Here is a 20474-nt window from a genome sequence, read left to right as displayed (position 1 = left end):
GGGGCGACTCGGTTCCCGCATTGACTATTGCAATAGCGAAAGCTAATATTCCAGCTCTGCGGGAGAGAGGGGCCATGCCCCCGCCGAAGACGCAAGCTCCCATAATCGCTCAGGCAAACGTACCGCAGCGCAGTATCGATTCAAGCCGATTGGAGAGAGGCCGCCGCGCGCGGCCCACCGAAGGGGCAAGCGGCCAAAGGCCGCGCAACTCTCAGGTAAAAGGACAAGGGGAGAGGCTGTTACCCAACCCGGAAACCGTCCAGGAGTTTGCCTTGTCCGCTCATCCATGCCTCGGCGCGAGCCTCTCGCGCCTCATTTCCGTTTTCCGCCATCCGCGCGCCGTCGCGCCGGCGGGCATTCCATCGTTCCACCCCCATAAGATTTCATCATGCTGACCCTGATCTACCTGATCGCCATCACCGCGGAAGCGATGACCGGCGCGCTGGCGGCCGGCCGCCGCCACATGGACATTTTCGGCGTAGCCGTCATCGCCTTTCTCACCGCGCTGGGCGGCGGCACCGTGCGCGACATCGTGCTGGGCCGCTATCCGATAGGCTGGACCCAGCATCCGGAATACGTGCTGCTGGTGGTGGCCGGCGGCCTGGCAGCGGTTCTGGTCGCCCGCTACATGCGCCACCTGAACCGCTTGTTCCTGATCCTGGACGCGCTGGGCCTGGTAGCGTTCACCATCATAGGCTGCGACGTGGCGCTGGGCATGGGCTACCACCCGGTCATCGTCGTGATGGCCGGCATGATCACCGGCATCGCCGGCGGCATCCTGCGCGACGTGCTGTGCAACCGCGTGCCCATCGTGTTCCGTCGCGAGCTGTACGCCAGCGTGTCGCTGCTGGTGGCCATCCTGTACCTGGGCCTGAACCATCTGGCCATGCCCCACGACTGGAACGTGATCGCCAGCTTCGCCTTCGGCCTGGCGCTGCGCCTGGTCGCGCTGTGGCGCGAATGGCAGCTGCCGGTGTTCGCCTACCGGCACGATCACCACTGAGCCATCCTAATCAAACACCCCGCCCAGGCGGGGTGTTTCGCATCCCGGGCATCCGCGCCGCGGCGCCGCAGGCTCTGGACCTGTCTTGCCCTAAGCCCCATAACCGCGCGCAAATGACAATGGATATTTGACACATGCCATTCACCCAATGTAAATAAGAAGCCCCTGATATCCCGCCCCGGACAAATCGACATCACCATGCACATTTCCGGCCCCGCCTTTCGCCGCCTTATCCTGCGTCTGCCGCTGGCCATCTGCGCGCTCTTGATCTGCTATCTGCTCGCCGCGCTGGCGCTGGGCCTGCTGCCAAGCAACCGCGGCTGGACCCCGCCCGCGGACGGCATCCCCATCTATCTGGACAGCAATGGCGTGCACACCAGCCTGATCATGCCGGTCAAGACCGAAGCGATGGACTGGACTACCGCCTTTCCTCCGGCACACGTCCGCCGCCCCGATCTGTACGCGCGCTCGCCCTACATCTCCATCGGCTGGGGCAGCAAAGTATTCTTCCTGACCATACAAAACTGGGAAGACCTGAGCGCCGGCAAGGCATTGGCCGCGCTGGCGTTCGACCAAAGCGTGCTGCACGTGGAATACCTGCCCCAGCCCAAGGAAGGCAAGGACACCCGGCGCATCCTGATCAGCCCGGAACAATACCTCCGGCTGGCGGACTTCATCCGCCAAAGCGCGCCGCTCAACGCCCACGGCCGGGCCTTGCAGGAAACCGGACACCACTACGGCGACAACGACGCCTTCTACGCCGCCCGAGGCCGTTACAACCCCATCGTCACCTGCAACCAATGGACGCGCGACGCGCTGGCCGAGGCCGGCGTGCGCACCGCGCTGTGGTCCCCTTTCGTCCAGCCCTTGTTTTGGCAGTTGGAGAAATGAAAGGAATTCTCAAGCCATGCCCCGCAGCCAAGCCAGCATATCCGCGGCGAAACCGCCTGGCTTGAACGGCTCCGGCGACAGCAGCACATAACGCGAACCATCGCCGACGAAACCCAGCGGCGCAGCCAGCAGTCCACTCTCCAGATCATCCCTGACCAAGTGCCAGGGACCGATCGCCACCCCCAGTCCCGCTACCGCCGCCTGCAGACTGAAATAAAAATGCTCGAACCACTGCCCCTCTCCGACGGACGGCTCGCAATGGGCGCTGGCCGACCACTCCGCCCAGCCCGCGGGCCGGGTTCGCGCATGCAATATGGGCGCATCCACCTTTAAACCGTCTGCTGCAAACCAGGCGCACGTTCGATCCGGATGGCAAACCGGGCCCACTCTTTCCTCGAACAGCGGCTCGGCATGCCAGCCTTCCCCCCATGGAAAGTCATCCCGCCGGATCGCCAAATCGATTCCGTCACCAAATGCGAACGGGCCGCCGCCAGCAGCCAAGCGCACCTTGGCATCCGGATAGCTGGACTGAAAATCGGGCCAGCGGGGAATCAGCCAACGCATCAACAGCGTCGGCTCGCAAGACAAGGTCCACAGCTTTTCCTTTTCCGAGCCGGCTCGAATTTCCCTCACCGCCCGCCCCATCACATCCAAGCCCTCGCGAACCGCCAATGCCAGGCTTCGCCCCGCATCTGTCAGAAATACCCTGCGGCTGCGCCGATGAAACAAGGCCGTCCCCAAGTCCTCCTCCAGCACACGCACGGCCCTGCTGACCGCGCCATGCGTCAGGCACAGTTCCTGAGCCGCGCGCGTGAAGCTCTCGCTGCGCGCCGCCGCCTCAAAGCAACGCAAGGCCATCAGTGATGGCAGGCGATCCCGCTTTATCTGTGAGCTGAACTCACCATATTCGTCAGAATTCATCGTTATTTTTCAACCATGACTATCGATATGATTGGCAACATTATCCAGAAAGGAATCATAAGCCATGACTGAATGGTTAGCTGTAATCACAATCAGCATTTTAGCCGTGATCAGTCCAGGACCGGACTTCGCCATGGTCACGCGCAATAGCGCACTGTTGTCCCGACAGGCGGGCCGGCTCACCGCGCTGGGAATCAGCCTAGGCGTGCTGGTTCATGTCGCCTACACCCTGGTCGGCATCGGCGTATTGCTCCATCAGTCGCCCTGGCTGTTCGGCTTCCTCAAACTGCTGGGCGCCGCCTATCTCCTCTGGCTGGGCATGAAAATGCTGCGCGCGCGCCCCTCAAACGCCACGGAATCATCGGCCGCCTCTTCGTTTTCCGCATTGGCGGCGCTGCGCACCGGCTTTCTCACCAACGCCCTGAACCCCAAGACGTCCATCTTCGTCGTCAGTCTGTTCATGCAAATCGTCAGCGCAGGCACGCCGCCCTCCAGACAAATGGCGTACGGAGCATGCATCGCCATCATCCACGCAATCTGGTTCGCGCTGGTCGCGCAATGCTTTTCAGCCGAGCGAGTGCGAGCCCGGCTGTTGGCCAAGCGGCATTGGATTGATCGCGCCTTCGGCGCTCTGTTGATTGGTTTCGGCGCGGCGCTGGCGCTGATGGGCATGCCGCAGTAGTTTGAGCGCGCCTATTGGAAACTGGCATCGCTGGAGTTGGCGATACCGGTCAAGCCATGGATCCGCAAGCGGAAAAACTTAGGAAACACTGCCCGCGCCCGCTTACCCCGCCGCTTTGCGCTTGATATCGTCCAGCACGGCGATGATGCGCTGGAGAGTGGCATGCGGAAACAAAGCCAAGGGGCCGCTGGCACTCACATGGGTGAATGGCGATTCGAACAAGCGGCTGGGCTCCATCACGCCGTTTTCGGTCAACTCGCGGACAATCAGCTGGATGAACTCGATCTGGCTGGCCGTGGCAGTGGAAGAAGACGCCTTGAGAAATTCGTCAAAGGCCTGCATGGCGGTCTCGCGGTCCAGACCCACCAGTGAGCGGATGAAAATGCCCAGACCATGGCTCTTGGCCTTGGCTTCGTCAATCAGCTGCGGCGAGCCGCCCGCCTGCCGCAGCATGCCTTCCAGCTCCGCCAGGTCGGCTGGCGTCAGCGCCTGGTTGCGGCGCAGGCGCTGCAAAGCCAGATGGTGCTCATGTTCGCGCAAGAAGGCTCTGGCCTTATCCTTGAACTTGGCCATATTCAGGCCAGCCGTCACCTGCGGCAGCTCGATGGTGGAGAGTTCGCCCAGCTCGTCTTCAAAGTTGGTGTAAACCACCTTTTTTTTGCCCTTGGGCAACAGCTTCACCAGCGCGCGCAGCTTGCGGCGGGCCTGTTCCAGCATGGGTACGGTCACGTCCTGCCACCAGTCGTCGCTGGCCACGGCCTGAATCAGCACGATTTCCGCCTTGATGGCGGGTATCGCCATCTGCCCCTCCAGCTCCTGGGCTATGGTCTGGATTTTTTCGCGCAGGCTGGCAAACTCCGGCGCCGCCTGCAGAATGGCCAACTGGGCGCGCAATGCCAGCATGTCGAAGCGCTTGGCGTCTTCGTCGTTGTCTTCCTGCGCAGATGGCAGATTCGCCACCTTGTCGGCCAGCTCGGCGCGCGCCTCTTGGCTCAGCACCTCCCAGGCTTCTGCCGCGGCGTATTTTTCCACGTAACGGCGCTGCGGGCGGACGACGAAATTATCCAGATTCATCAGCGCCACGCGCTCATGCAAGGCTGCCGCGAAGCCTGCGCGCACGGCCGCCGCCGTCAGTTCTTCGCCATAAGGCGCATCCGGCTCGCCAGCCTTCAGCGCTTTGTCCAATTCGCCAATCAACTCCAGCCTGGCCTTGAACAAACGCGTGCTCAGCGGCTCACCGCCCGCGCCTTCCTTGAAGTCCGGGTTTTGCGAGAAGAATTCCAAATTGCCGCAGAAATCAAAGATGAAAAAGTCGCGCTTGTCCTCGCCGGGGCCAAACAGGTCCAGACACAGCCGCGTGCCGCGCCCCACCATCTGCCAGAACTTGGTCTTGGAGCGCACCACCTTGAAGAACACCAGATTGACCACTTCTGGCACGTCGATGCCGGTATCCAGCATATCCACCGAGATGGCGATATGCGGCATCTTGTCCTTGCTGGAAAAGTCCTCGATGAGGCTCTGGGCGTACTCGGTCTTGTACGTCACCACCCGGGCGAAATGGCCTTTGTATTGCGGGTAGTTGGCGTCAAAACGCTTGGCGATGAAGTCCGCATGGTCGTTGTTCTTGGCGAAGATGATGGTCTTGCCCAGCCGGTCGCCGCCGGCCACGCGCTGGCCGCGCGTCATCAATACTTCCAGCACCTTGTCCACGGTGTCCTGGTTGAACAGCCACTGGTTCACTTCGGCGGAGTTCACCTCGTCCGGCACCGTGCCTTCGTCGTTCCAATCCAGGCTTTCCCACTCTTCCTTTTCTTCGTCGGACAAGTCGTCGTAGCGTATGCCTTCGCGCTGGAACTTCAGCGGCACACTGATGGGTTCCGGCTTCACCAAGTGGCCGTCGGCAATCGCCTCGTCCAGGCTGTAGGCGTCGGTTGGCACACCGCTTTCCAGGTCGAACAGGCCGTAGGTGTTCTTGTCTACGTCATCCTTGGGCGTGGCGGTCAGGCCCACCAGCAGGCAGTCGAAGTAATCGAAAATGGCGCGATACTTCTGGTACACCGAGCGGTGAGCCTCGTCGATGACGATGAGGTCGAAATGCCCTACGCCAAAGCGGCGCTGGCCGTCCTGCGCCTCGTCTATCAAGCCCATCATGGTGGGATAGGTAGACACGAACACCCGGCCCTCGGCGGCTTTGTCGGTCACCAGATTAACCGGCGCGGCGTCCGGCAGATGGGACTTGAAGGCATTCACCGCCTGGTTCACCAGCGCCACGCGGTCGGCCAGGAACAGCACGCGCTTCACCCAGTTGCTGCGCATCAGCATGTCCGCCAGGGCAATGACGGTGCGGGTCTTGCCGGCGCCGGTGGCCATCACCAGCAAGGACTTGCGCTGATGGTCGCGTTCAAACGCCTCGCCCACGCGGCGGATGGCGCGGGTTTGATAGTAGCGGCCGGCAATCTTGTCGTTAATCAGCGCGGTGTCCAGCGGCTTGCGGTTGGCGCGGCGCAGCACCAGCAGCTCCAGCTCCGCCTTCTTGTAAAAGCCTTGCACCTCGCGCGGCGGGTAATGCAGGTCGTCCCACATCCAGTGCTCGTAGCCGTTGGAATAGCAAATCACCGGCCGTTGGCCGTATTGTTTTTCCAGGCAATCGGCGTACAGCTTGGCCTGCTGCTGGCCTTCGGCCGGGCTGCGATTGGTGCGCTTGGCTTCCACCAACATCAGCGGCTTGCCGTCGTCGCCCCACAGCACGTAATCGACATAGCCCACGCCCTGGCTATTGGGCATGCCCTGCACTTCCACCTCGAAATTGCGCGCCGGCTTGAGCTCCCAGCCGGCCTCGCGCAGCAGCAGGTCGATATAGGCGCTGCGGGTTTGCTGTTCCGAGTAATCATGGGTATCCGGCACCGCCGCGTTGGCCTGCTTGGCCGCCGCCAGCTCGGCGCGCAGCTGCTGTAGCTCGGCGTCCAGATTCGCTTTTTCGTCGCGCAGCAAGGCCAGCGCGGCATTTTGCTGCGCCAGCTCGCCCTCCAGCTGGCGCAGCTGGCTCTGGCTCAGCGCCGGCGCGGCCGACGCTTGCGGGATGGCGGCCGGGTTGAAGCTCAGCCCCGGCTCCGGGCGCTGGCGGCGGGCATAGCTGCGCGCCAGCCAGAAACAGAAGTGGAACAGCTCGCGCACGGCATTGAGCGCGTCGCTGTGCTGCATCTTCTTGTTGCCGTGCACCGCCAGATTACCCAGGTCTTTTATCAGCCTCGCCTTGGCAAACAGCGCCTCGCCCACGCCGTTGCGGAAGGTCGGCTCGTGGATAAAGGCGCTGAGGGTGTCCTGATAAGGCTGCTTGAAGGATTTGTCGTAGGCGTAGAGCCAGGCCACGGCCAGTTCCAGGCTGCGGCGGGCATAAAAGCAGGCGGCGCGCGGGTCGCTGTGCGCCGCCTGTTCGGCGCGCAGCGCGGATTCATGCAAGGACGGCCATTCGGCCTGCAAAAAGCTGAAATTGCTCATCTGGCGTTTCCACAAGGGCCGGACGCTCCGGCGGCGCGCCAGAACTTCGGGATGGATTATGGAAAAGCATTATACCCATCGCATGCCCGTCCGTGTAGGGCGGAAGCCCCGCGCAGCGGGGCGTTCCGCCGGGCGTGCGCGTTTACGCTCAGCCAGGTACGGCTGATGGGAAGGCACCGGATGGCGCTCGGGTCAGCCGGGGAAGTGGAAGCGGCGCGGCGTGGCCGAAGCTTGAGGCGAGAGGCGGCGGAACGCCCCGCATGGCGGGGCTTCCGCCCTACGCACTCCCACATCAGGATGGAGCCGCTGGGGTAGCCGCGATACAGCGAATCCAGCAGGTCGCGCACCCGCGTCGCCCGCCACACATAATGGCGCTGGATTTCCGGCAGGCGCAGTTCGCCGCGCTTGTACATGTCCACCAAGGTGCCGATGGGAATGTTTTGCTGCTGCATCTCAGAGCTCTCCCCGGAAGGCGCGGTGTTGGAGGGATGCAAAAAGACACTCGGACTCAGCAAGGGTGGTCATATGAGAGCTTATCTTTGCAGAGACCTTGCCGGACAATACGCCAAATTTTTGGCGATACTCGGCTGGCGGTAATCTGAACTGAAAGGTTCGAATGTCCTTTGGCGAAATATGAGGGACAGTCGTTTCGGTTGGTTTGCAGTGCCTTGTAAATTCAGGTTGCCTAAGCAGTGCATAGAGGTAAGAATTCTCAACGCCATCTTTTCCCCTCAATCTGGCAACTCGCTGCACCAATAAGGCAGGAATGTCTCGTTCAGGAACGATAGAAATCTTGAACCCTTCAGAAATCCAAGGACGGTCCATCGCAATCACAATGTCACCAGCCTTCAATGAAAAACCCTCTAGCCCACTTAATTTATCCAAAGGCCAATACACCGTATCGCTCCAGTCCAAGCGATTTGGTAAGACATTTGCTCCTCGGCATAGCTTTATCGAGTTGCGGGAGTTTTCAACGTACTCTTCGCTGCGAAACGGATAGCCTGTAATCATGTCGGCAACATCCCCAAGGCTTACCTCAGGCCAAGAGGTGTAGCCAATGGAGCCCTCACCAAACATCTCCACAAAGATAGACTGCGTAAGGCGGTCAAGCTGGGCCAGAGCCTCGCGGCGCTTGGCGCGCAACGCGTCGGCTTTGTCGAGAATGGCGGCGATGCGGCGTTGTTCGGGGAGAGGGGGGTGGGGGATTCGAATCTTCGCGACTTGCGCTGGTCTGGCTCGCAGCAGAGACCCACCGACACCGGATACGGTCTGCATGAACTGAGCATGAAAGTCATCACCCAGCAAAACGTGTCGCAGGTACTCCGGTGCTGCCTGGTCGCTGCGGAACACAATCCATTCACCAGAAGCTATCTGTCGATGGTCGTTCGTAGGGCCGACAATCCAAGAACGTCGAATGTGAGGAACGATTTTCGACAGCAGCACATCTCGCGATTGAACGAGTTGCTTCGTAGAGCCAATTTCCTCGCCAGTGACCACTTCCGGGTTGCGGCTGTCGTATGCAGGGATGCTGTAAAGCTCAAACGTCTCATCGGCGAATTTCGAAGGGTCAACGCTCCCTAATCTAGTCGCCATAAGCTCTTCAAGCGGAATCATGGGAATGGAGCTCACTTCAACATCCCCTCCAACTCTACCATCCCCTGCTGAATCTCGACCTCCAGCTCGCGCAAGCGCGCCAGGATGTCCAGCGGGTGCTCATGCTCCACGGCCTCGTGCACCACTTCCTTGTAGCGGTTGATGCTCAGGTCGTAGCCCTGGGCGGCGATGTCGGCCTTGGGTACGCAGAAACTTTGCGCGGTGCGGGGGTTGGCGCGCTCCGCTTCGTCGCGCGCGTTCCAGCGCGCCAGGCAGTCCGGCAGATTGTTCTTGCCGTGTTCGGCTTCATCGAGCGCGCGCTGCGGCAAGGGGCCGAGCAGCGCTTCGTCCAGCAGCGGCTGGCGCTTGTCGTCCAGGCTCCAGCCGTCGGCCTGCATGTCGTAGAACCAGACGTGGTCGGTGCCGCCGGAGTTGGTTTTGGTGAACAGCAGAATGGCGGTGGACACGCCGGCATAAGGCTTGAATGCGCCGGCCGGCAGCGAAATAACGCCATCCAGCTTCTGCTCTTCCACCAGCATCTGGCGCAAGGCCTTGTGCGCCTTGGAAGAACCGAACAGCACGCCGTCCGGCACAATCACCGCGGCGCGGCCGCCCGGCTTCAACAGGCGCAGGAACAGGGCTAGGAACAGCAGCTCGGTCTTCTTGGTTTTGACGATGCTGAGCAGGTCCTTGGCGGTGTTTTCGTAGTCCAGGCTGCCGGCGAACGGCGGGTTGGCCAGAATCAGCGAATAGGCTTCCTCGTCGCCGCTGTGGTCTTGCGCCAGCGAGTCCTTGTAGCGGATGTCCGGGTTGTCCACGCCGTGCAGCATCATGTTCATGCTGCCGATGCGCAGCATGGTGTTGTCGAAGTCGTAGCCGTGGAACATGCCGTTGTGGAAGTGCAGGCGGCTTTGCAGCTCGCTGAACAGGCCGGGGTGGTTCTGCGTCAGGTATTCCGACGCCGCCACCAGGAAGCCGCAGGAGCCGCTGGCCGGGTCGCAAATGGTGTCTTGCGGCGTGGGCCGGGTCAGCTCCACCATCAGCTTGATGATGTGGCGCGGCGTACGGAACTGGCCGTTCTGGCCGGCGGCGGCAATCTTGCCCAGCATGTATTCGTAAATGTCGCCCTTGGTGTCGCGGTCATCCATCGGGACGAGGTCAAGCTGGTCTACTACCTTTGCCAGCAAGCCAGCGGATGGCACGGTGAAGCGGGCATCCTTCATGTGCGTGGCGTAGGTGCTATCGTCGCTACCCATGGAGCGCAGGAAAGGGAACACATGTTCGCCCACCACGGTAAACATGTCCGCCGGCGCAAAGTGCTTGAAGCGCGACCAACGCAGGTCGTTGTAGTCGCGGCCCTTGTCATCCCTGCCTTCCGGAAACACGCGGCGCTTCATCGGCCTGCTCAGCAGCATGGCCTCGCTCTCGGCGCGGGTGTGGTTCTCATCCAGGCGGCGGATGAACAGCAGATAGGTAATCTGTTCCATCACTTCCAGCGGGTTGGAAATCCCGCCGGACCAAAAAGCGTTCCAGATGCTGTCGATTTGACTGCGAATTTCACCGGTCAACATGTCTCAATCCCGATTGGCCGCCGCGCCAGGCGCGCGCGACAACAAAAAACCCAACCGCGAACGGTTGGGTTTTGAATGTGGTGGAGGCGGCGGGAATCGAACCCGCGTCCGAAAGTCCTCTACAGTGAGTTCTACATACTTAGTCGTGTCATTTGGATTTAACCTCCGCCACGCCGACGGACAGGCTGGACTTTGGCGAGTTACCTATTATTTCGCACTGAACCAAGTAACCCGGAGCAGCACTAGCAGATGTAGAGTGACACTACAGGGTTTTGACGCCCCCGGCCCATCTGCGAACCGTTGTAGTGTCTAGCCGGCCGTTAGGCTGCTAGAGCGTAAGTTTCGTCGTTTGCGACTATATAAATTCAGCGTTTTACGGGGTGACTGAAATCCCGGTATGCCCTCATCTGCTTCGCAACCCCCGTCGAAACCAGGTCGCCCCCAGATAAGAATGTTCATTATATTACAACTATCATCGCTTGGCGAGTCCGGTCATCTCCGCCAAACACCATTTACTTGAACAGCATATGCCCCAGCTTGGCGGCCTTGGTGTCCAGGTAGCGGTCGTTGTACGGATTGCGGCCCACTTGCAGCGGCACGCGCTCCACCACCTTGATGCCGGCGCTCTCTAGCGTCGCCAGCTTGCGGGGATTGTTGGTCATCACCTTGACGCTGCCTATGCCCAGATGCTCCAGCATGTGGCGGGCGATGCGGAAATCGCGCATATCGGCCGGGAAGCCCAGCCGCTCATTGGCCTCCACCGTATCGGCGCCGCCATCCTGCAGCTTGTAGGCGCGGATCTTGTTGATCAGGCCGATCCCCCGACCTTCCTGGCGCAGATACAGCAGCGCGCCGCGGCCAGCCTTGCTGATCGCCTCCATCGCGGCTTCCAGTTGGAAGCCGCAATCGCAACGCAAGGAGAACAGCGCGTCGCCGGTCAGGCATTCCGAGTGCAGCCGCGCCAGCACCGGCTGGCCGTCGCCCACCTCGCCCAGCGTCAGCGCCACGTGCTCCTGCCCGCTTTCCTCCTCGAAGCCATGCATGGCGAACTCTCCCCACGGCGTGGGCAGCTTGCAGCTGGCGATGTACTGGATGATGGGTTCGGGAGCGGGTTGCGGGTGCGGCGACATGACTTCTCCAACGCTGAGGAATGCAATGCGAAAAGGCCGCGCGGCGGCCTGTGATGATGCTTAGTTGGGGAGGCTTTCCCCGTTTTCAAGCGGCGGCAGATTGATCAGGATCTGCGGCAGCACGATGGCCAGCGCCGCCAGCCATACCTGGCGCTCAGGCGTGAAGTGGCCGGCGGCGAAGGATTCGGCGTCGATGATGCCCAGCACATTGTCGTCGCTGCGCAAGACCGGCAGGCAGATCTCGCTTTTCACCTTGGGGTCGCACTCATAGTAGCCGCCGCCTTCGGCTCGCCATTGCTCGATGTCGTCCACCACCACCGCCCAGCCGGTGAGACCGACGCGGCTGTTGTTGCTGAACTCGGCGAACTCTTCCGTCAACGGAAACTCGGCGCGGCTTTCCACCCCCTTGTAGGCCAGCTTGACCAGCACCGCGTTCTTGCCGACGCCGATCTTGCGGTAAATACCCAGCCAGTCAGCGCCGATCTTGGCGTTGACCGAGTCCAGCAAGGCGTTCAGGTTGACCAGCCCGGCGGTGGTTTCGGGCGTTTCCACGCCCAGCACCACGCGCAGGTCGTACGGGGTTTCGTCCAGCTCGTCGAACAGCGAGCAACTGCCGCCCTCGCCCAGCTTGGGCACTTTGTAGCGGTACAGGTCGCGGCTGGGAGTCGGCTTGCTCACGGCGATCACGGCCTGCAATGTCATCACCGCGATCTGCAGTTCGGTCATGTCGAGTTTCAGCGCCTGCTCTCGCAGATAGTCGGTCAGTTGGCTTGCGGGTATCATGAGGGGGACTCCTGAACAGCGGCGCGCCAGGGCGCGCTTGCATTCGAAACGCAACAGGATATCAAACCCGACCACGCTTCGCCATTTCGCCACTTTATATCGTAATGACCGCCATTCATATCCGCCAAGCCCCGCTCGTGATCAAGGCCGGCGCCCGAGCGCGCCGATTGCTGCAACAGGGACTCCATCCATCCCAGGTGGGCGTGCTGCCCGGCGCGGCCGGCGGACCCAAGGCCGTGGGTCTCACCGGGCTGGACCAGGCGGTGTTCGGCTGGCTGGCCGGCGCGCCGAGGGAGCGCGAGCTGGTGGGCGCGTCGATAGGCGGTTGGCGCTTCGCCTGCGCGATGCAGGCCGACCCGGCCCAGGCGCTGGCAAGGCTGGCCGAACGCTACACCGCCGAGCATTACCATCCCGGCGTCACCGTCGCGCAGATCACCGCGCAGACGCGGCGAATGCTGCATAACATTCTGGGACCGGACGGTTTCGAAAACATCCTGACGCATCCCCATCACCGGCTGAGCCTGCTGCTGGTGCAATCGCGCGGGCTGGCCAACCGCGAGGCCAAATCCTCGCTGCTGCCCGGGCTGGCGCTGGCGGCGGCGCTGAACGCCGTCTCCCGCCCGCTGATCCGCCACAGCTTCAGCCGGGTGATCTGCCACGATCCGCGCAGCGCGCTGCGCTTCCAGCCGGCCGACGCCATTCCCACCCGGCTCTACCCGTTGGCCGCCGGCAATCTGGAACAGGCGCTGATGGGCACGGTGGCGATACCCGGCGTGCTGCACGGCGTGCAGTTGCCGGACGCGCCGGCAGCGATCTACCGCGACGGTGGGCTCACCGACTACCACATCGATTTCCCCTTCGCCCACGGCGACGACATCGCGCTGTATCCGCACTTCACCGACCGCATCGTGCCCGGCTGGTTCGACAAGCCGCTGCCCTGGCGCAAGCCCGGCGCCGCCAATCACGCCAATACCGTGCTGCTGGTGCCGTCGCGCGAATACCTGGCCGCCCTCCCCGGCCGCCGCCTGCCGGACCGCAAGGATTTCCGCCGTTACCTGGGGCGCGACGAATTGCGCCGTCAGCACTGGCGCGCCGCCACGGCGGAAAGCCAGCGGCTGGGCGACGCTTTTCTCGAGTGGCTGGCAAAGCCCGGCTCCATCGCCGTGCAGCCGCTGTAAACGCCTGTTCCGCATCGAAGGTCAAAGAAAAAGCCGGGCGAACCCGGCTTTTTTCGATTTTCCAGCTAGCGGCAAGCCATCAACCGGCCTGCGCCCAGCACTGCTCCTCAGGCATGTCGCGAGGCGTGGCGTTCAGTTCCACCACCACGTCGCGGGATTGCGCGCCCTTGCTGAGGCGGACGGTCATCTTGTCGGCCACGCCCGGCTGATCGAGGTCGCGGCGATACGTGAACGAACCCCAGTCGGACATCGCCGCGCGGCCCAGCTGCGGCGCCTGCACCAGCTGATAGCGCTCCACGCCGCCCACACCCTCAAGCTGGCCGCGCAGGCAGCGCGCCGGACCGGCATAGCTCAGCTTGGCCAGGCTCAACTCGCCGGTTTGCGGCGGTTGCGGCTTGGCGCTGCCGGCCGGGCCCAGCGGACCTTCGCAACGCATCACGGCGGTCTTGCGCTTGAAGTCGTAGTCGGTGGCCGAGCAGTTGGTCGCCATCAGGTTGTTGACGCCGCCGGTCTTCACCAGGTTTTGCAGCGCGCCGTCCAGCAGCTTGTCCAGCTCCTGGCGCGCGCGGGTGTTGTCGCTGGCGGACAGCGGCAGCGTGCCGCTGCATTCGAAGCGGCGCAGCGCGCTGGTTTCGCCGTCGGCCCACACCTGGCAACCCACCGGCAGCGAGCGGCGCATCGCGGCCTCCACCGCGCTGGCGTCGCCGGCCTGCCACTTGTCCTTGGCCACCCAGTCCACGCCCTCAACGGTAGAGGTATTGCCCAGCTGGCCGGACTTGGCCGCTTGCACCTGTTGCTCCACATACTGGCGGAAACCGGACACCAGCGCGGCGTCGCCGCCCATGCTGTTCACCAAGGCGTCGAAGCGCTTGACGTCGTCGGCGCGCAGCGCGGCCAGGATGTCGGCGATCTTGCCCGGTTGCTGCTGGTTCAGATAGTAGAACCACAGCGCGGAGTGGCTGTAGAAATCCCAGCCGTCGCTATAGCTGGAGCGCATGATGCGGGACGGCTCCAGGAAGCTGTTCGGCCAGCCGCCGGCCACCACGTCCACCACGTGGCCGCGCACCTTGATGCCGTCGCGCGAGGTGCTCCAGGCCATGAATTCGGCGAAGCCCTCGTCGTACCACGGCATGCGGCGGTCGTCGCGGTAGAACTCGGACGTGCCCCACATGCCCGGCTGGATGTAGCGGCCGGACAGATAGTGCACATACTCGTGGCGCACCAGCTCTTCCAGAGTCAGGTAGCTCTCGCGCGGCACTTCGCGCTGGAAGGTGTAGAAGGTGCCGTCCTTCTCGATGTAGATGCCGCCGTTGTCGGTGGACAGCTCGTTGAGCAGACCCTGGAAGCGCTGATAGGCGGTCTTGGTGCCGTAGATCACCATCTTCAGCTTTTCATTGGGATCGTTCGCCACCGCCTCCTTGGTGCCGGCCACGCGGAACAGCTGGGTCTGCACCTGCTTCATCGCGTAGTACAGCGGCTCCACCTCGGCCAGGCTCAGCGGGGTTTCGAACACCAGCTTGCCGTTGTCGAAGCTCCAGCGGTTGGGGAACAGGCTGGCGCGCAGCTCCTGCTCGGCCTGGCAGATGCCATAGCGCTCGCACGGCACCTTGCCCAGCTTCTTCAGCGCGTACACGGCCTCGGCCCAGGCGGCGCCGAACTTCTCGCCCTTCAGATGCAGGGCGACGGCGGACTCGGCTTGCGGCGCGGTGCGCGGATACTGCATGAAGCGGCCGGTTTCGCGCAGGGTGTTGAGGAACATCTGCTCGTCGGCGAACGCCGGCTGGCCAGCGCGGGTCAGCCCTGCCAGGCTGGCCACCAGGCCGTCGAGCTGGCCCTTTTCCACCTTCTGGGCGAATTCGGGCTGGTAATGCATATTGAACAGCAGCGTCTGCATCGGGTGCAGCGCGAAGCGCGCCCAATTGTCCTTGGCGGCAGCGTTGTAGCGGCCGAAGAAGCGGTTCAGCAGCGGCAGCGCATACTCGGCCTTGCGCACCGAGTCCGCCAGGATCAAGGTTTCCGCCACGCTCTGCCGGGCGTCGCGCTCGCGGAACCAGGCGTCGTGGTCGCCGCGGCTGTCGATGGCCTTGACGTTCCACAGCGCCGGATTGGCGGCCATCGCCTCCACTACCTGCATCACCGGCTGGTCCACCGTCGGACCGTAATCGCCCACTTCCTTGGCATGGCTGTACTGCAGGAAGTAGCCCGCCTTCAGGAACACCGCCAGCGGCCACAGACCGTTGGCGTTCTGCCCATCCCAGGCGGTCGCGCGTTGGCGCGCCTCGGCCGCCACCAGCTGCATATTGGCCGGCGACACCACGCGGTAGCTGAAGTTGTCCGCCTGGAACAGGCGGTTCATGCAAGTGCCGTCCACGCTGGCCACGTAGCGCACCAGCGCCTGTCCGGACAGCTGGCCGAGCTTAGCCTCGTCGCAGTCGGCATAGGCCGGCGCGGCGGCATCCACCCGGGCCGCCTTGCGGGCGATCTGGCCTTGCTGGCCCTGCGGCTTGGCCGGCGGCTGCGCGCCGCCGTTATCCGGCGCCGCCGGCGGCAAGCCGTGCGGGTAATCCGGTTTTTCCGACAACGCCGGAGAGTGGGAGGAATAGCGCGCGCTGGGCTGATTGGCCTGCGGCGCGGGTTGCTGCGAGCCGGTTTGGCCGCCGCCTGTCGTCGTCAGGCAGGCGGACAAGGCCAGCGGCACCATCACGGAAAGTCCCCACGCCCGATACCGACGCGGTAGTGTTGTTGTATTCATTCAGTCATCCAATGGCTTGTTAAAATGACGCCAGGCTAACCAGCCAAGCGTCGCGAAGCATAATGGATATCACTGATATTGAATATTGTGTTTAAGGCCAGATCGTGATCTTAAACAACAAAACAGGCCAGTTAATTTTCACGCCCAATTTCAGCTTAAGAAAATACAAAAAAAGCCGCATAAGCGGCCTTTTTTGAACGGAAGTTGCGGGCATCAATGACGCGCTTCGCGCGCCGCCGCCACCACGTCGTAGTCGAACAACTGGTTGGCGTCTTCCTCGTCGAACACATAACGCTGGTTGCAGTAGTCGCAAACGATTTCCACGCTGCCCTGCTCCAGCAGCACATCGCCCACTTCCTGGCCGCCCAGCATGGTCAGCATATTGCTGACGCGCTCGCGCGAGCAGTTGCAGTTGAAGCTGACGGTTTCCTGCTCGAACACCCGCACCTGCTCCTCATGGAACAGACGATGCAGAATATCCTCGGCGCCCAGCTCCAGCAGCTCTTCCGCCTTCAGCGTGCGGCCCAGCATCTTGACGCGGTCCCAGCCCTCGGCTTCGCCATGGCCTTCCGGCAAACGCTGCAGCAGCATGCCGGCGGCGGCCTCGTCGCCGCTGGCCAGCACCAGCGCGGTGTCCAGCTGCTCGGAGCGCAACATGTAGTTTTCCAGCATCTGGCCGACGGAGTCGCCTTCCAGCGCCACGATGCCTTGCCAGGTCTGATTTTTGTCCAGGCGCGGCTCCAGCGTCAGCACGAATTTTCCGCCCTCGCCCAACAGCGTTTTCAGCGGCCTGCCGTCCAGATCGCCGTCCCACTTGGCGGTGGCGCGCACGGTGCGGTCGTTGTTGCACTCGACCACCGCCAGCTTCAGCGCGCCGGTGCCGTGGATCTGCAGGATCAGCGAACCGTCAAACTTCAGGTTGGCCGCCATCAGCACCGAGGCCGCCATCATCTCGCCCAGCACGGTCTTCAGCGCCTGCGGGTAGGCGCGCCGCGCCAGCACCTGCTGCCAGGCGCCATCCAGGCGCACCAGCGCGCCGCGCACCGGCGCGCCGTCGAACAGGAATCGTTGCAGTTTGTCGTGGTGGTTCATATTCATGCTTCCTTGGCCGCCCCGGCGGCCGCTTCAACGGTATAGACAGACATCGGCAGCGAGGAGCTGACGTCGAATTCGCAGCCGGCGCGCACGCCGATCTCGGCGATCTCCCGGGCCGACAGATCCTGGTCGTAGACCGCGTGCATCGCGCCCATCGCGAACTTGCGGCCCGAGCCTATCGCCCAGATGCGGGAGAATTCGTAGATCTCGCGCATCGGATACACGCCGAAAATGCCGTGGGCGTTGGCGATCACCACCATCATCTGGCTGGACTCGTAAGGATCTTCCTCATCCTCCTCCGGACGCATGTAGAACGCGTCCTTCAGCTTCGGGTGAAGCTTGCGGAAGGTGTCGAAGATGCCCTGGCGGCTGCTCAGATCCTTTTTCTTCAGCTCTTTCAACGCGCCCTGCAGCACCAGGTCGTGCGCGGCGGAGCCGGACACGGCCAGATAGTTGTCGCCGTGGCGGAAAATCTTGTTGTGGCAGCAGTCGTACGGCGCGAGAAGCTTCTGGTCATCGCCGAAAGTGGTTTGGCTATCGGCGGCGATGGCGATCTGGTCGCCCTTGCGCACGGCCACGATGGTTGTCATGCGGCTACCTTGTCATATTCTTGAAAACAGTCCTTCAAGATGGGACCGAAGCCGGCATTTTGCAATCCCGGCGCAAAGCGAAACCGGCGATTATACCATAAGGGCCCAGCGATCCAGCGCCCGAAAGGCGGTGCCCCCAGGAGCGCCGCCCGTCCGGCTCAGCGCGATCCGGCCGCTTCGCCGAAATAGGGCCGATACTTAGCCCTTCGAAGCACCATCACGTTGCGGACATGGGTATTGGTGATGTCGGCGAAGGACTGCCCGTAACCGGCCTGCCGGCGCCTTGACTGGCCGCTGGCTTTTTCCAGCCCGCCGAACCAGCGCGCTGGATCGCAGCCCGCCATGTTGGCGCACAAGCGGCGCCGCTGCAGCACCGAGCCAAAGCCGGAATTGTAGGCGGCATCCATCATCGCCAACCGGTCTTCGCCTTCTGCCCAGCGTATCAGCCGATAGTTGTCGCGGTTCTTCAGCACCATCGCCGTCAACTGGTAGCTCGGGTCGAAAGCGTTCTGCCAACTCCAGCCGCGCAACGCTGGATGGCGCGCCGCCATCTCCCGGATCGCGTCGAAACGAACCCCGCCATCCGCCCGATACGCCTTGGTGAACTGGCCGAGCCCGGCGCCGTATTCGCGGGAAGTCTTGAGCACCGCCCGCTCGCGCCACCCGCTCTCCTGCTCCACCTGGGCCGCCAGCACGGAACGCGACGGCATGTCCGGCCAATGCTGGGTCGCGGCGGCATTCAACAGCGGCAGCAAGGCCAACGCGCCGACGCTCAGCCCCGCAGCCACAGCACGCCCGCCAGCAATACGGCGGCCATGAACAGCCTGTCGGCCAGCACCACCAGCGACGCCCCCACCGGCGAAGCCAGCGCCAGGTCGGCAGCCTGGCTGACATCGGAATGGAACAGCACCTTGCGCAGCAGCAACGCCACGCCCACCAACACCGGCAAGGCCAGGCCCAGTTGCAGCCACGTGACGGCGACGACGCGGTCTATCCAGCACAAACCCGCCACAGCGGGCAGAATCAACACATACAAGCGGTAATCGCGCAACTTGCCAAACATGATGATCAGTCCTCCTGTCATGAATACAGGATCAGCTTACCGATCATCGCCTCCGGCAACCCGCTGACAGACGACACCATCAGCCCAAGCGCAGTAAACTACTGTTCTTCCGGACATTTCCCGCCAAACTAGCGGTTCCTACTTATAAACAAAACCCCTCCAGCCTCGTAAGATACAAGGGCAATGTTCAGCCCGCCCCAGCCATCAGCCAAAGGCGGAGACCCCTTCCAAAGAGGTGAGTGCCATGCTTGACAGCAACTTCGAACTGGATGAGCCGTTGGAGGCCATCCTGCAGCGCCCCCTGACCTGGTTTGAGAAACAACAGATCCAGGACAAGCAACAGGTTTCGGTCGACGAAGCCCAGGGCATTGTTGAGGCCGCGGCCGACACCCATCCCTTGCGCCGCCGTCTGAAGGACATGGCAATGATGCAGGTGGTGCGCATCGATCATCCCGAGGTCCGCAAACCCAAAGCCGAAACGGCGCTGCGAGCCAAGATCGCCTGAGCCCCCCTAAAAAAGCCAAGCCCCGCATCGAGCGGGGCTTGGCTTTTAAACTTTTCACCAGGCGAAGCCTTCCCGCCCAAACCTGCAGCCAAGCTTACTTGTTCAGCAGAAACTCCACCAGAATGTTCTTGAAGACAAACCCGGTGACGCCAAACCCCAGCACCAGGAACAAAACGATCATGCCGGTCTTGCCGGCCTTGGACTTCTTGCCCAAGTCCCAGATGATGAAGCCCATGAAAATGATCAGCCCAGTCAGGCATACCACCAACGAGATATTCGTGAATTGCTCTTCCGACACGTTACCCATCCCTGTTCAGCCCCGTCCGCTCCTGAAACGGCCCGGTAAACGAAGATCCCCGCCGCGCAGCACCAAGGCCACGCCGACGGCTGCCAACACGATACCTCCCATCGCCGCCGGGCTCAAGCGCTCGTCAAACAACCACCAGGCCTGGACCGCCGTCAGGCCCGGCACCAGATAGAGATAGGCCGCCACCCGGCTGACATCGCCGTCGCGCAGCATGCGCAGCAGCAGCAGAACCGCCAGCACCGACAACATCGTCACGCTCCAGCCCAAGGCGAAGATGAACTCTCCGCTCCACACCACCGCCTCTCCCCGCTCGAACAGCAAAGCCAGCGCGCCGGTTACTGCCAGCGCGGACAGATACTGGTGAAACGCGCCGGCGACCGGATGCGCTCCGCCGCCGCGGTAGCGCTGGTAAAGCGTGCCGCCGGTGATCAGCAGCAATCCGGCGATCACGAAGGCCGCGCCGGCGCCGCCAGCCAGAGCCACGCCCTTGCTGCCCGCAATCACCAGTGCCGTGCCGGCAAGCCCCAGCGCCATGCCCAGCCACTGGATGGCGCGAAAGCGCTTCTCGCCCAGCCGCCAGGAAATCAGAGCGGTCAACAAAGGCTGCATGCCCATGATCAACGCCGCCAGGCCGGCGGGCACCCCCAGCTTGATCGCCGCGAACAGGCAACCCAGATAGCCGCCATGCAGCATGCCGCCGCTCACCCACTGCCGCCGCGCCTGCGCGAATGTCGGCCAGGCGGGGCGCAGCGCGGCCAGCAACGCCGCGAAGCACAGCAGGGTCAGCGCCATCCGGATCGCAAGAAAAGTAAACGGCCCGCAATACGGCAAGCCGAGCTTGGCGCCTGTAAAGCCAGTGCTCCACAACACGACAAAAACCCACGGAATCCAACTGCTCGCCCGCATGCGCGA

Annotated in this window: 19 protein-coding genes, 1 other RNA gene and 2 riboswitches; of the genes, 5 read left to right on the top strand and 15 right to left on the bottom strand. The window is 62.8% G+C overall.

Going from position 1 to position 20474, the window contains the following annotated elements:
• The first annotated feature begins 49 nt into the window (after positions 1-49).
• Positions 50-135, top strand: a riboswitch (glycine riboswitch).
• Between the two features lie 4 nt (positions 136-139).
• A riboswitch (glycine riboswitch) is annotated at positions 140-237 on the top strand.
• Between the two features lie 151 nt (positions 238-388).
• Both ACY3GB_RS00160 and ACY3GB_RS00155 read left to right on the top strand, forming a co-directional pair.
• Positions 389-1003: a trimeric intracellular cation channel family protein gene (locus ACY3GB_RS00160; protein WP_463086905.1), complete on the top strand. Its 615-nt coding sequence runs from the start codon at positions 389-391 to the stop codon at positions 1001-1003.
• A gap of 198 nt (positions 1004-1201) precedes the next feature.
• Positions 1202-1894, top strand: coding sequence for a TIGR02117 family protein (locus tag ACY3GB_RS00155; RefSeq protein WP_463086904.1), 693 nt, complete (start codon positions 1202-1204; stop codon positions 1892-1894).
• Between the two features lie 9 nt (positions 1895-1903).
• On the opposite strand, the gene ACY3GB_RS00150 is transcribed toward ACY3GB_RS00155, so the two are convergent.
• Positions 1904-2815 (bottom strand): LysR family transcriptional regulator, encoded by a 912-nt coding sequence (locus ACY3GB_RS00150; RefSeq protein WP_463086903.1) that lies wholly within the window; start codon positions 2813-2815, stop codon positions 1904-1906.
• A 64-nt stretch (positions 2816-2879) separates the two neighbouring features.
• Between ACY3GB_RS00150 and ACY3GB_RS00145 the strand changes: the two genes are divergently transcribed.
• Positions 2880-3497: a LysE family translocator gene (locus ACY3GB_RS00145; protein WP_463086902.1), complete on the top strand. Its 618-nt coding sequence runs from the start codon at positions 2880-2882 to the stop codon at positions 3495-3497.
• A 102-nt stretch (positions 3498-3599) separates the two neighbouring features.
• On the opposite strand, the gene ACY3GB_RS00140 is transcribed toward ACY3GB_RS00145, so the two are convergent.
• From ACY3GB_RS00140 to ACY3GB_RS00110, 7 genes are all read right to left on the bottom strand, one after another.
• Complete coding sequence (locus ACY3GB_RS00140) at positions 3600-6995, bottom strand: DEAD/DEAH box helicase family protein (protein WP_463086901.1); 3396 nt, start codon at positions 6993-6995, stop codon at positions 3600-3602.
• Positions 6996-7051: 56 nt separating this feature from the next.
• On the bottom strand, positions 7052-7447 hold the full coding sequence (locus ACY3GB_RS00135; RefSeq protein WP_463086900.1) for a GmrSD restriction endonuclease domain-containing protein: 396 nt from the start codon (positions 7445-7447) through the stop codon (positions 7052-7054).
• 1 nt (position 7448) lies between these two features.
• Positions 7449-8624, bottom strand: a complete 1176-nt coding sequence (locus ACY3GB_RS00130) for a restriction endonuclease subunit S (RefSeq protein ID WP_463086899.1) — start codon at positions 8622-8624, stop codon at positions 7449-7451.
• A complete protein-coding gene (locus ACY3GB_RS00125) occupies positions 8621-10159 on the bottom strand; it encodes a type I restriction-modification system subunit M (RefSeq protein ID WP_463086898.1) in 1539 nt (512 codons plus the stop codon). The genes ACY3GB_RS00130 and ACY3GB_RS00125 overlap by 4 nt, the downstream gene beginning before the upstream one ends.
• Before the next feature lie 78 nt (positions 10160-10237).
• Positions 10238-10602: a transfer-messenger RNA gene (gene ssrA / locus ACY3GB_RS00120) on the bottom strand.
• 69 nt (positions 10603-10671) lie between these two features.
• Positions 10672-11289, bottom strand: coding sequence for a GTP cyclohydrolase II (gene ribA, locus ACY3GB_RS00115; protein ID WP_166440823.1), 618 nt, complete (start codon positions 11287-11289; stop codon positions 10672-10674).
• 60 nt (positions 11290-11349) lie between these two features.
• The gene (locus ACY3GB_RS00110) at positions 11350-12072 is read right to left on the bottom strand and encodes a GAF domain-containing protein (RefSeq protein WP_463086897.1); all 723 of its coding nucleotides are present in this window, start codon (positions 12070-12072) and stop codon (positions 11350-11352) included.
• A 104-nt stretch (positions 12073-12176) separates the two neighbouring features.
• On the opposite strand from ACY3GB_RS00110, the gene ACY3GB_RS00105 reads away from it, so the two are divergent.
• The gene (locus ACY3GB_RS00105) at positions 12177-13250 is read left to right on the top strand and encodes a hypothetical protein (protein ID WP_463086896.1); all 1074 of its coding nucleotides are present in this window, start codon (positions 12177-12179) and stop codon (positions 13248-13250) included.
• Between the two features lie 79 nt (positions 13251-13329).
• Here ACY3GB_RS00105 and ACY3GB_RS00100 read toward each other — a convergent pair whose 3' ends face one another.
• The 5 genes from ACY3GB_RS00100 to ACY3GB_RS00080 all read right to left on the bottom strand — a co-directional run bounded on the left by ACY3GB_RS00100 (position 13330) and on the right by ACY3GB_RS00080 (position 18750).
• Complete coding sequence (locus tag ACY3GB_RS00100) at positions 13330-15951, bottom strand: M9 family metallopeptidase N-terminal domain-containing protein (RefSeq protein WP_463090903.1); 2622 nt, start codon at positions 15949-15951, stop codon at positions 13330-13332.
• 264 nt (positions 15952-16215) lie between these two features.
• Positions 16216-17100 carry an Hsp33 family molecular chaperone HslO gene (gene hslO / locus ACY3GB_RS00095; protein ID WP_463086895.1) on the bottom strand — a complete coding sequence of 295 codons (885 nt, stop codon included), beginning with the start codon at positions 17098-17100 and terminating at the stop codon, positions 16216-16218.
• Positions 17097-17687, bottom strand: coding sequence for an MFS transporter (locus ACY3GB_RS00090; RefSeq protein WP_463086894.1), 591 nt, complete (start codon positions 17685-17687; stop codon positions 17097-17099). Before ACY3GB_RS00090 ends, hslO begins: the two co-directional genes overlap by 4 nt.
• Before the next feature lie 158 nt (positions 17688-17845).
• Positions 17846-18367 (bottom strand): hypothetical protein, encoded by a 522-nt coding sequence (locus ACY3GB_RS00085; RefSeq protein WP_463086893.1) that lies wholly within the window; start codon positions 18365-18367, stop codon positions 17846-17848.
• 92 nt (positions 18368-18459) lie between these two features.
• The gene (locus tag ACY3GB_RS00080; protein WP_463086892.1) at positions 18460-18750 is read right to left on the bottom strand and encodes a hypothetical protein; all 291 of its coding nucleotides are present in this window, start codon (positions 18748-18750) and stop codon (positions 18460-18462) included.
• A 244-nt stretch (positions 18751-18994) separates the two neighbouring features.
• On the opposite strand from ACY3GB_RS00080, the gene ACY3GB_RS00075 reads away from it, so the two are divergent.
• On the top strand, positions 18995-19255 hold the full coding sequence (locus ACY3GB_RS00075) for a hypothetical protein (RefSeq protein WP_463086891.1): 261 nt from the start codon (positions 18995-18997) through the stop codon (positions 19253-19255).
• Positions 19256-19349: 94 nt separating this feature from the next.
• Here ACY3GB_RS00075 and ACY3GB_RS00070 read toward each other — a convergent pair whose 3' ends face one another.
• Both ACY3GB_RS00070 and ACY3GB_RS00065 read right to left on the bottom strand, forming a co-directional pair.
• Positions 19350-19553 (bottom strand): DUF2788 domain-containing protein, encoded by a 204-nt coding sequence (locus ACY3GB_RS00070; protein ID WP_463086890.1) that lies wholly within the window; start codon positions 19551-19553, stop codon positions 19350-19352.
• A 15-nt stretch (positions 19554-19568) separates the two neighbouring features.
• The gene (locus tag ACY3GB_RS00065) at positions 19569-20468 is read right to left on the bottom strand and encodes a DMT family transporter (RefSeq protein ID WP_463086889.1); all 900 of its coding nucleotides are present in this window, start codon (positions 20466-20468) and stop codon (positions 19569-19571) included.
• Positions 20469-20474 lie beyond the last annotated feature (6 nt).

It is taken from the genome of Chromobacterium sp. Ag138 (genome assembly GCF_055181315.1).
Note: the sequence above shows the minus strand (reverse complement) of the source record. Positions and strands in the feature narration are given on the sequence as shown.

Coding starts and splice junctions, on each gene's coding strand:
- ACY3GB_RS00160 (WP_463086905.1), top strand. CDS start 389: ATGCTGACCCTGATCTACCTGATCGCCATCACCGCGGAAGCGATGACC.
- ACY3GB_RS00155 (WP_463086904.1), top strand. CDS start 1,202: ATGCACATTTCCGGCCCCGCCTTTCGCCGCCTTATCCTGCGTCTGCCG.
- ACY3GB_RS00150 (WP_463086903.1), bottom strand. CDS start 2,815: ATGAATTCTGACGAATATGGTGAGTTCAGCTCACAGATAAAGCGGGAT.
- ACY3GB_RS00145 (WP_463086902.1), top strand. CDS start 2,880: ATGACTGAATGGTTAGCTGTAATCACAATCAGCATTTTAGCCGTGATC.
- ACY3GB_RS00140 (WP_463086901.1), bottom strand. CDS start 6,995: ATGAGCAATTTCAGCTTTTTGCAGGCCGAATGGCCGTCCTTGCATGAA.
- ACY3GB_RS00135 (WP_463086900.1), bottom strand. CDS start 7,447: ATGCAGCAGCAAAACATTCCCATCGGCACCTTGGTGGACATGTACAAG.
- ACY3GB_RS00125 (WP_463086898.1), bottom strand. CDS start 10,159: ATGTTGACCGGTGAAATTCGCAGTCAAATCGACAGCATCTGGAACGCT.
- ribA (WP_166440823.1), bottom strand. CDS start 11,289: ATGTCGCCGCACCCGCAACCCGCTCCCGAACCCATCATCCAGTACATC.
- ACY3GB_RS00110 (WP_463086897.1), bottom strand. CDS start 12,072: ATGATACCCGCAAGCCAACTGACCGACTATCTGCGAGAGCAGGCGCTG.
- ACY3GB_RS00105 (WP_463086896.1), top strand. CDS start 12,177: ATGACCGCCATTCATATCCGCCAAGCCCCGCTCGTGATCAAGGCCGGC.
- ACY3GB_RS00100 (WP_463090903.1), bottom strand. CDS start 15,951: ATGGTGCCGCTGGCCTTGTCCGCCTGCCTGACGACGACAGGCGGCGGC.
- hslO (WP_463086895.1), bottom strand. CDS start 17,100: ATGAATATGAACCACCACGACAAACTGCAACGATTCCTGTTCGACGGC.
- ACY3GB_RS00090 (WP_463086894.1), bottom strand. CDS start 17,687: ATGACAACCATCGTGGCCGTGCGCAAGGGCGACCAGATCGCCATCGCC.
- ACY3GB_RS00080 (WP_463086892.1), bottom strand. CDS start 18,750: ATGTTTGGCAAGTTGCGCGATTACCGCTTGTATGTGTTGATTCTGCCC.
- ACY3GB_RS00075 (WP_463086891.1), top strand. CDS start 18,995: ATGCTTGACAGCAACTTCGAACTGGATGAGCCGTTGGAGGCCATCCTG.
- ACY3GB_RS00065 (WP_463086889.1), bottom strand. CDS start 20,468: ATGCGGGCGAGCAGTTGGATTCCGTGGGTTTTTGTCGTGTTGTGGAGC.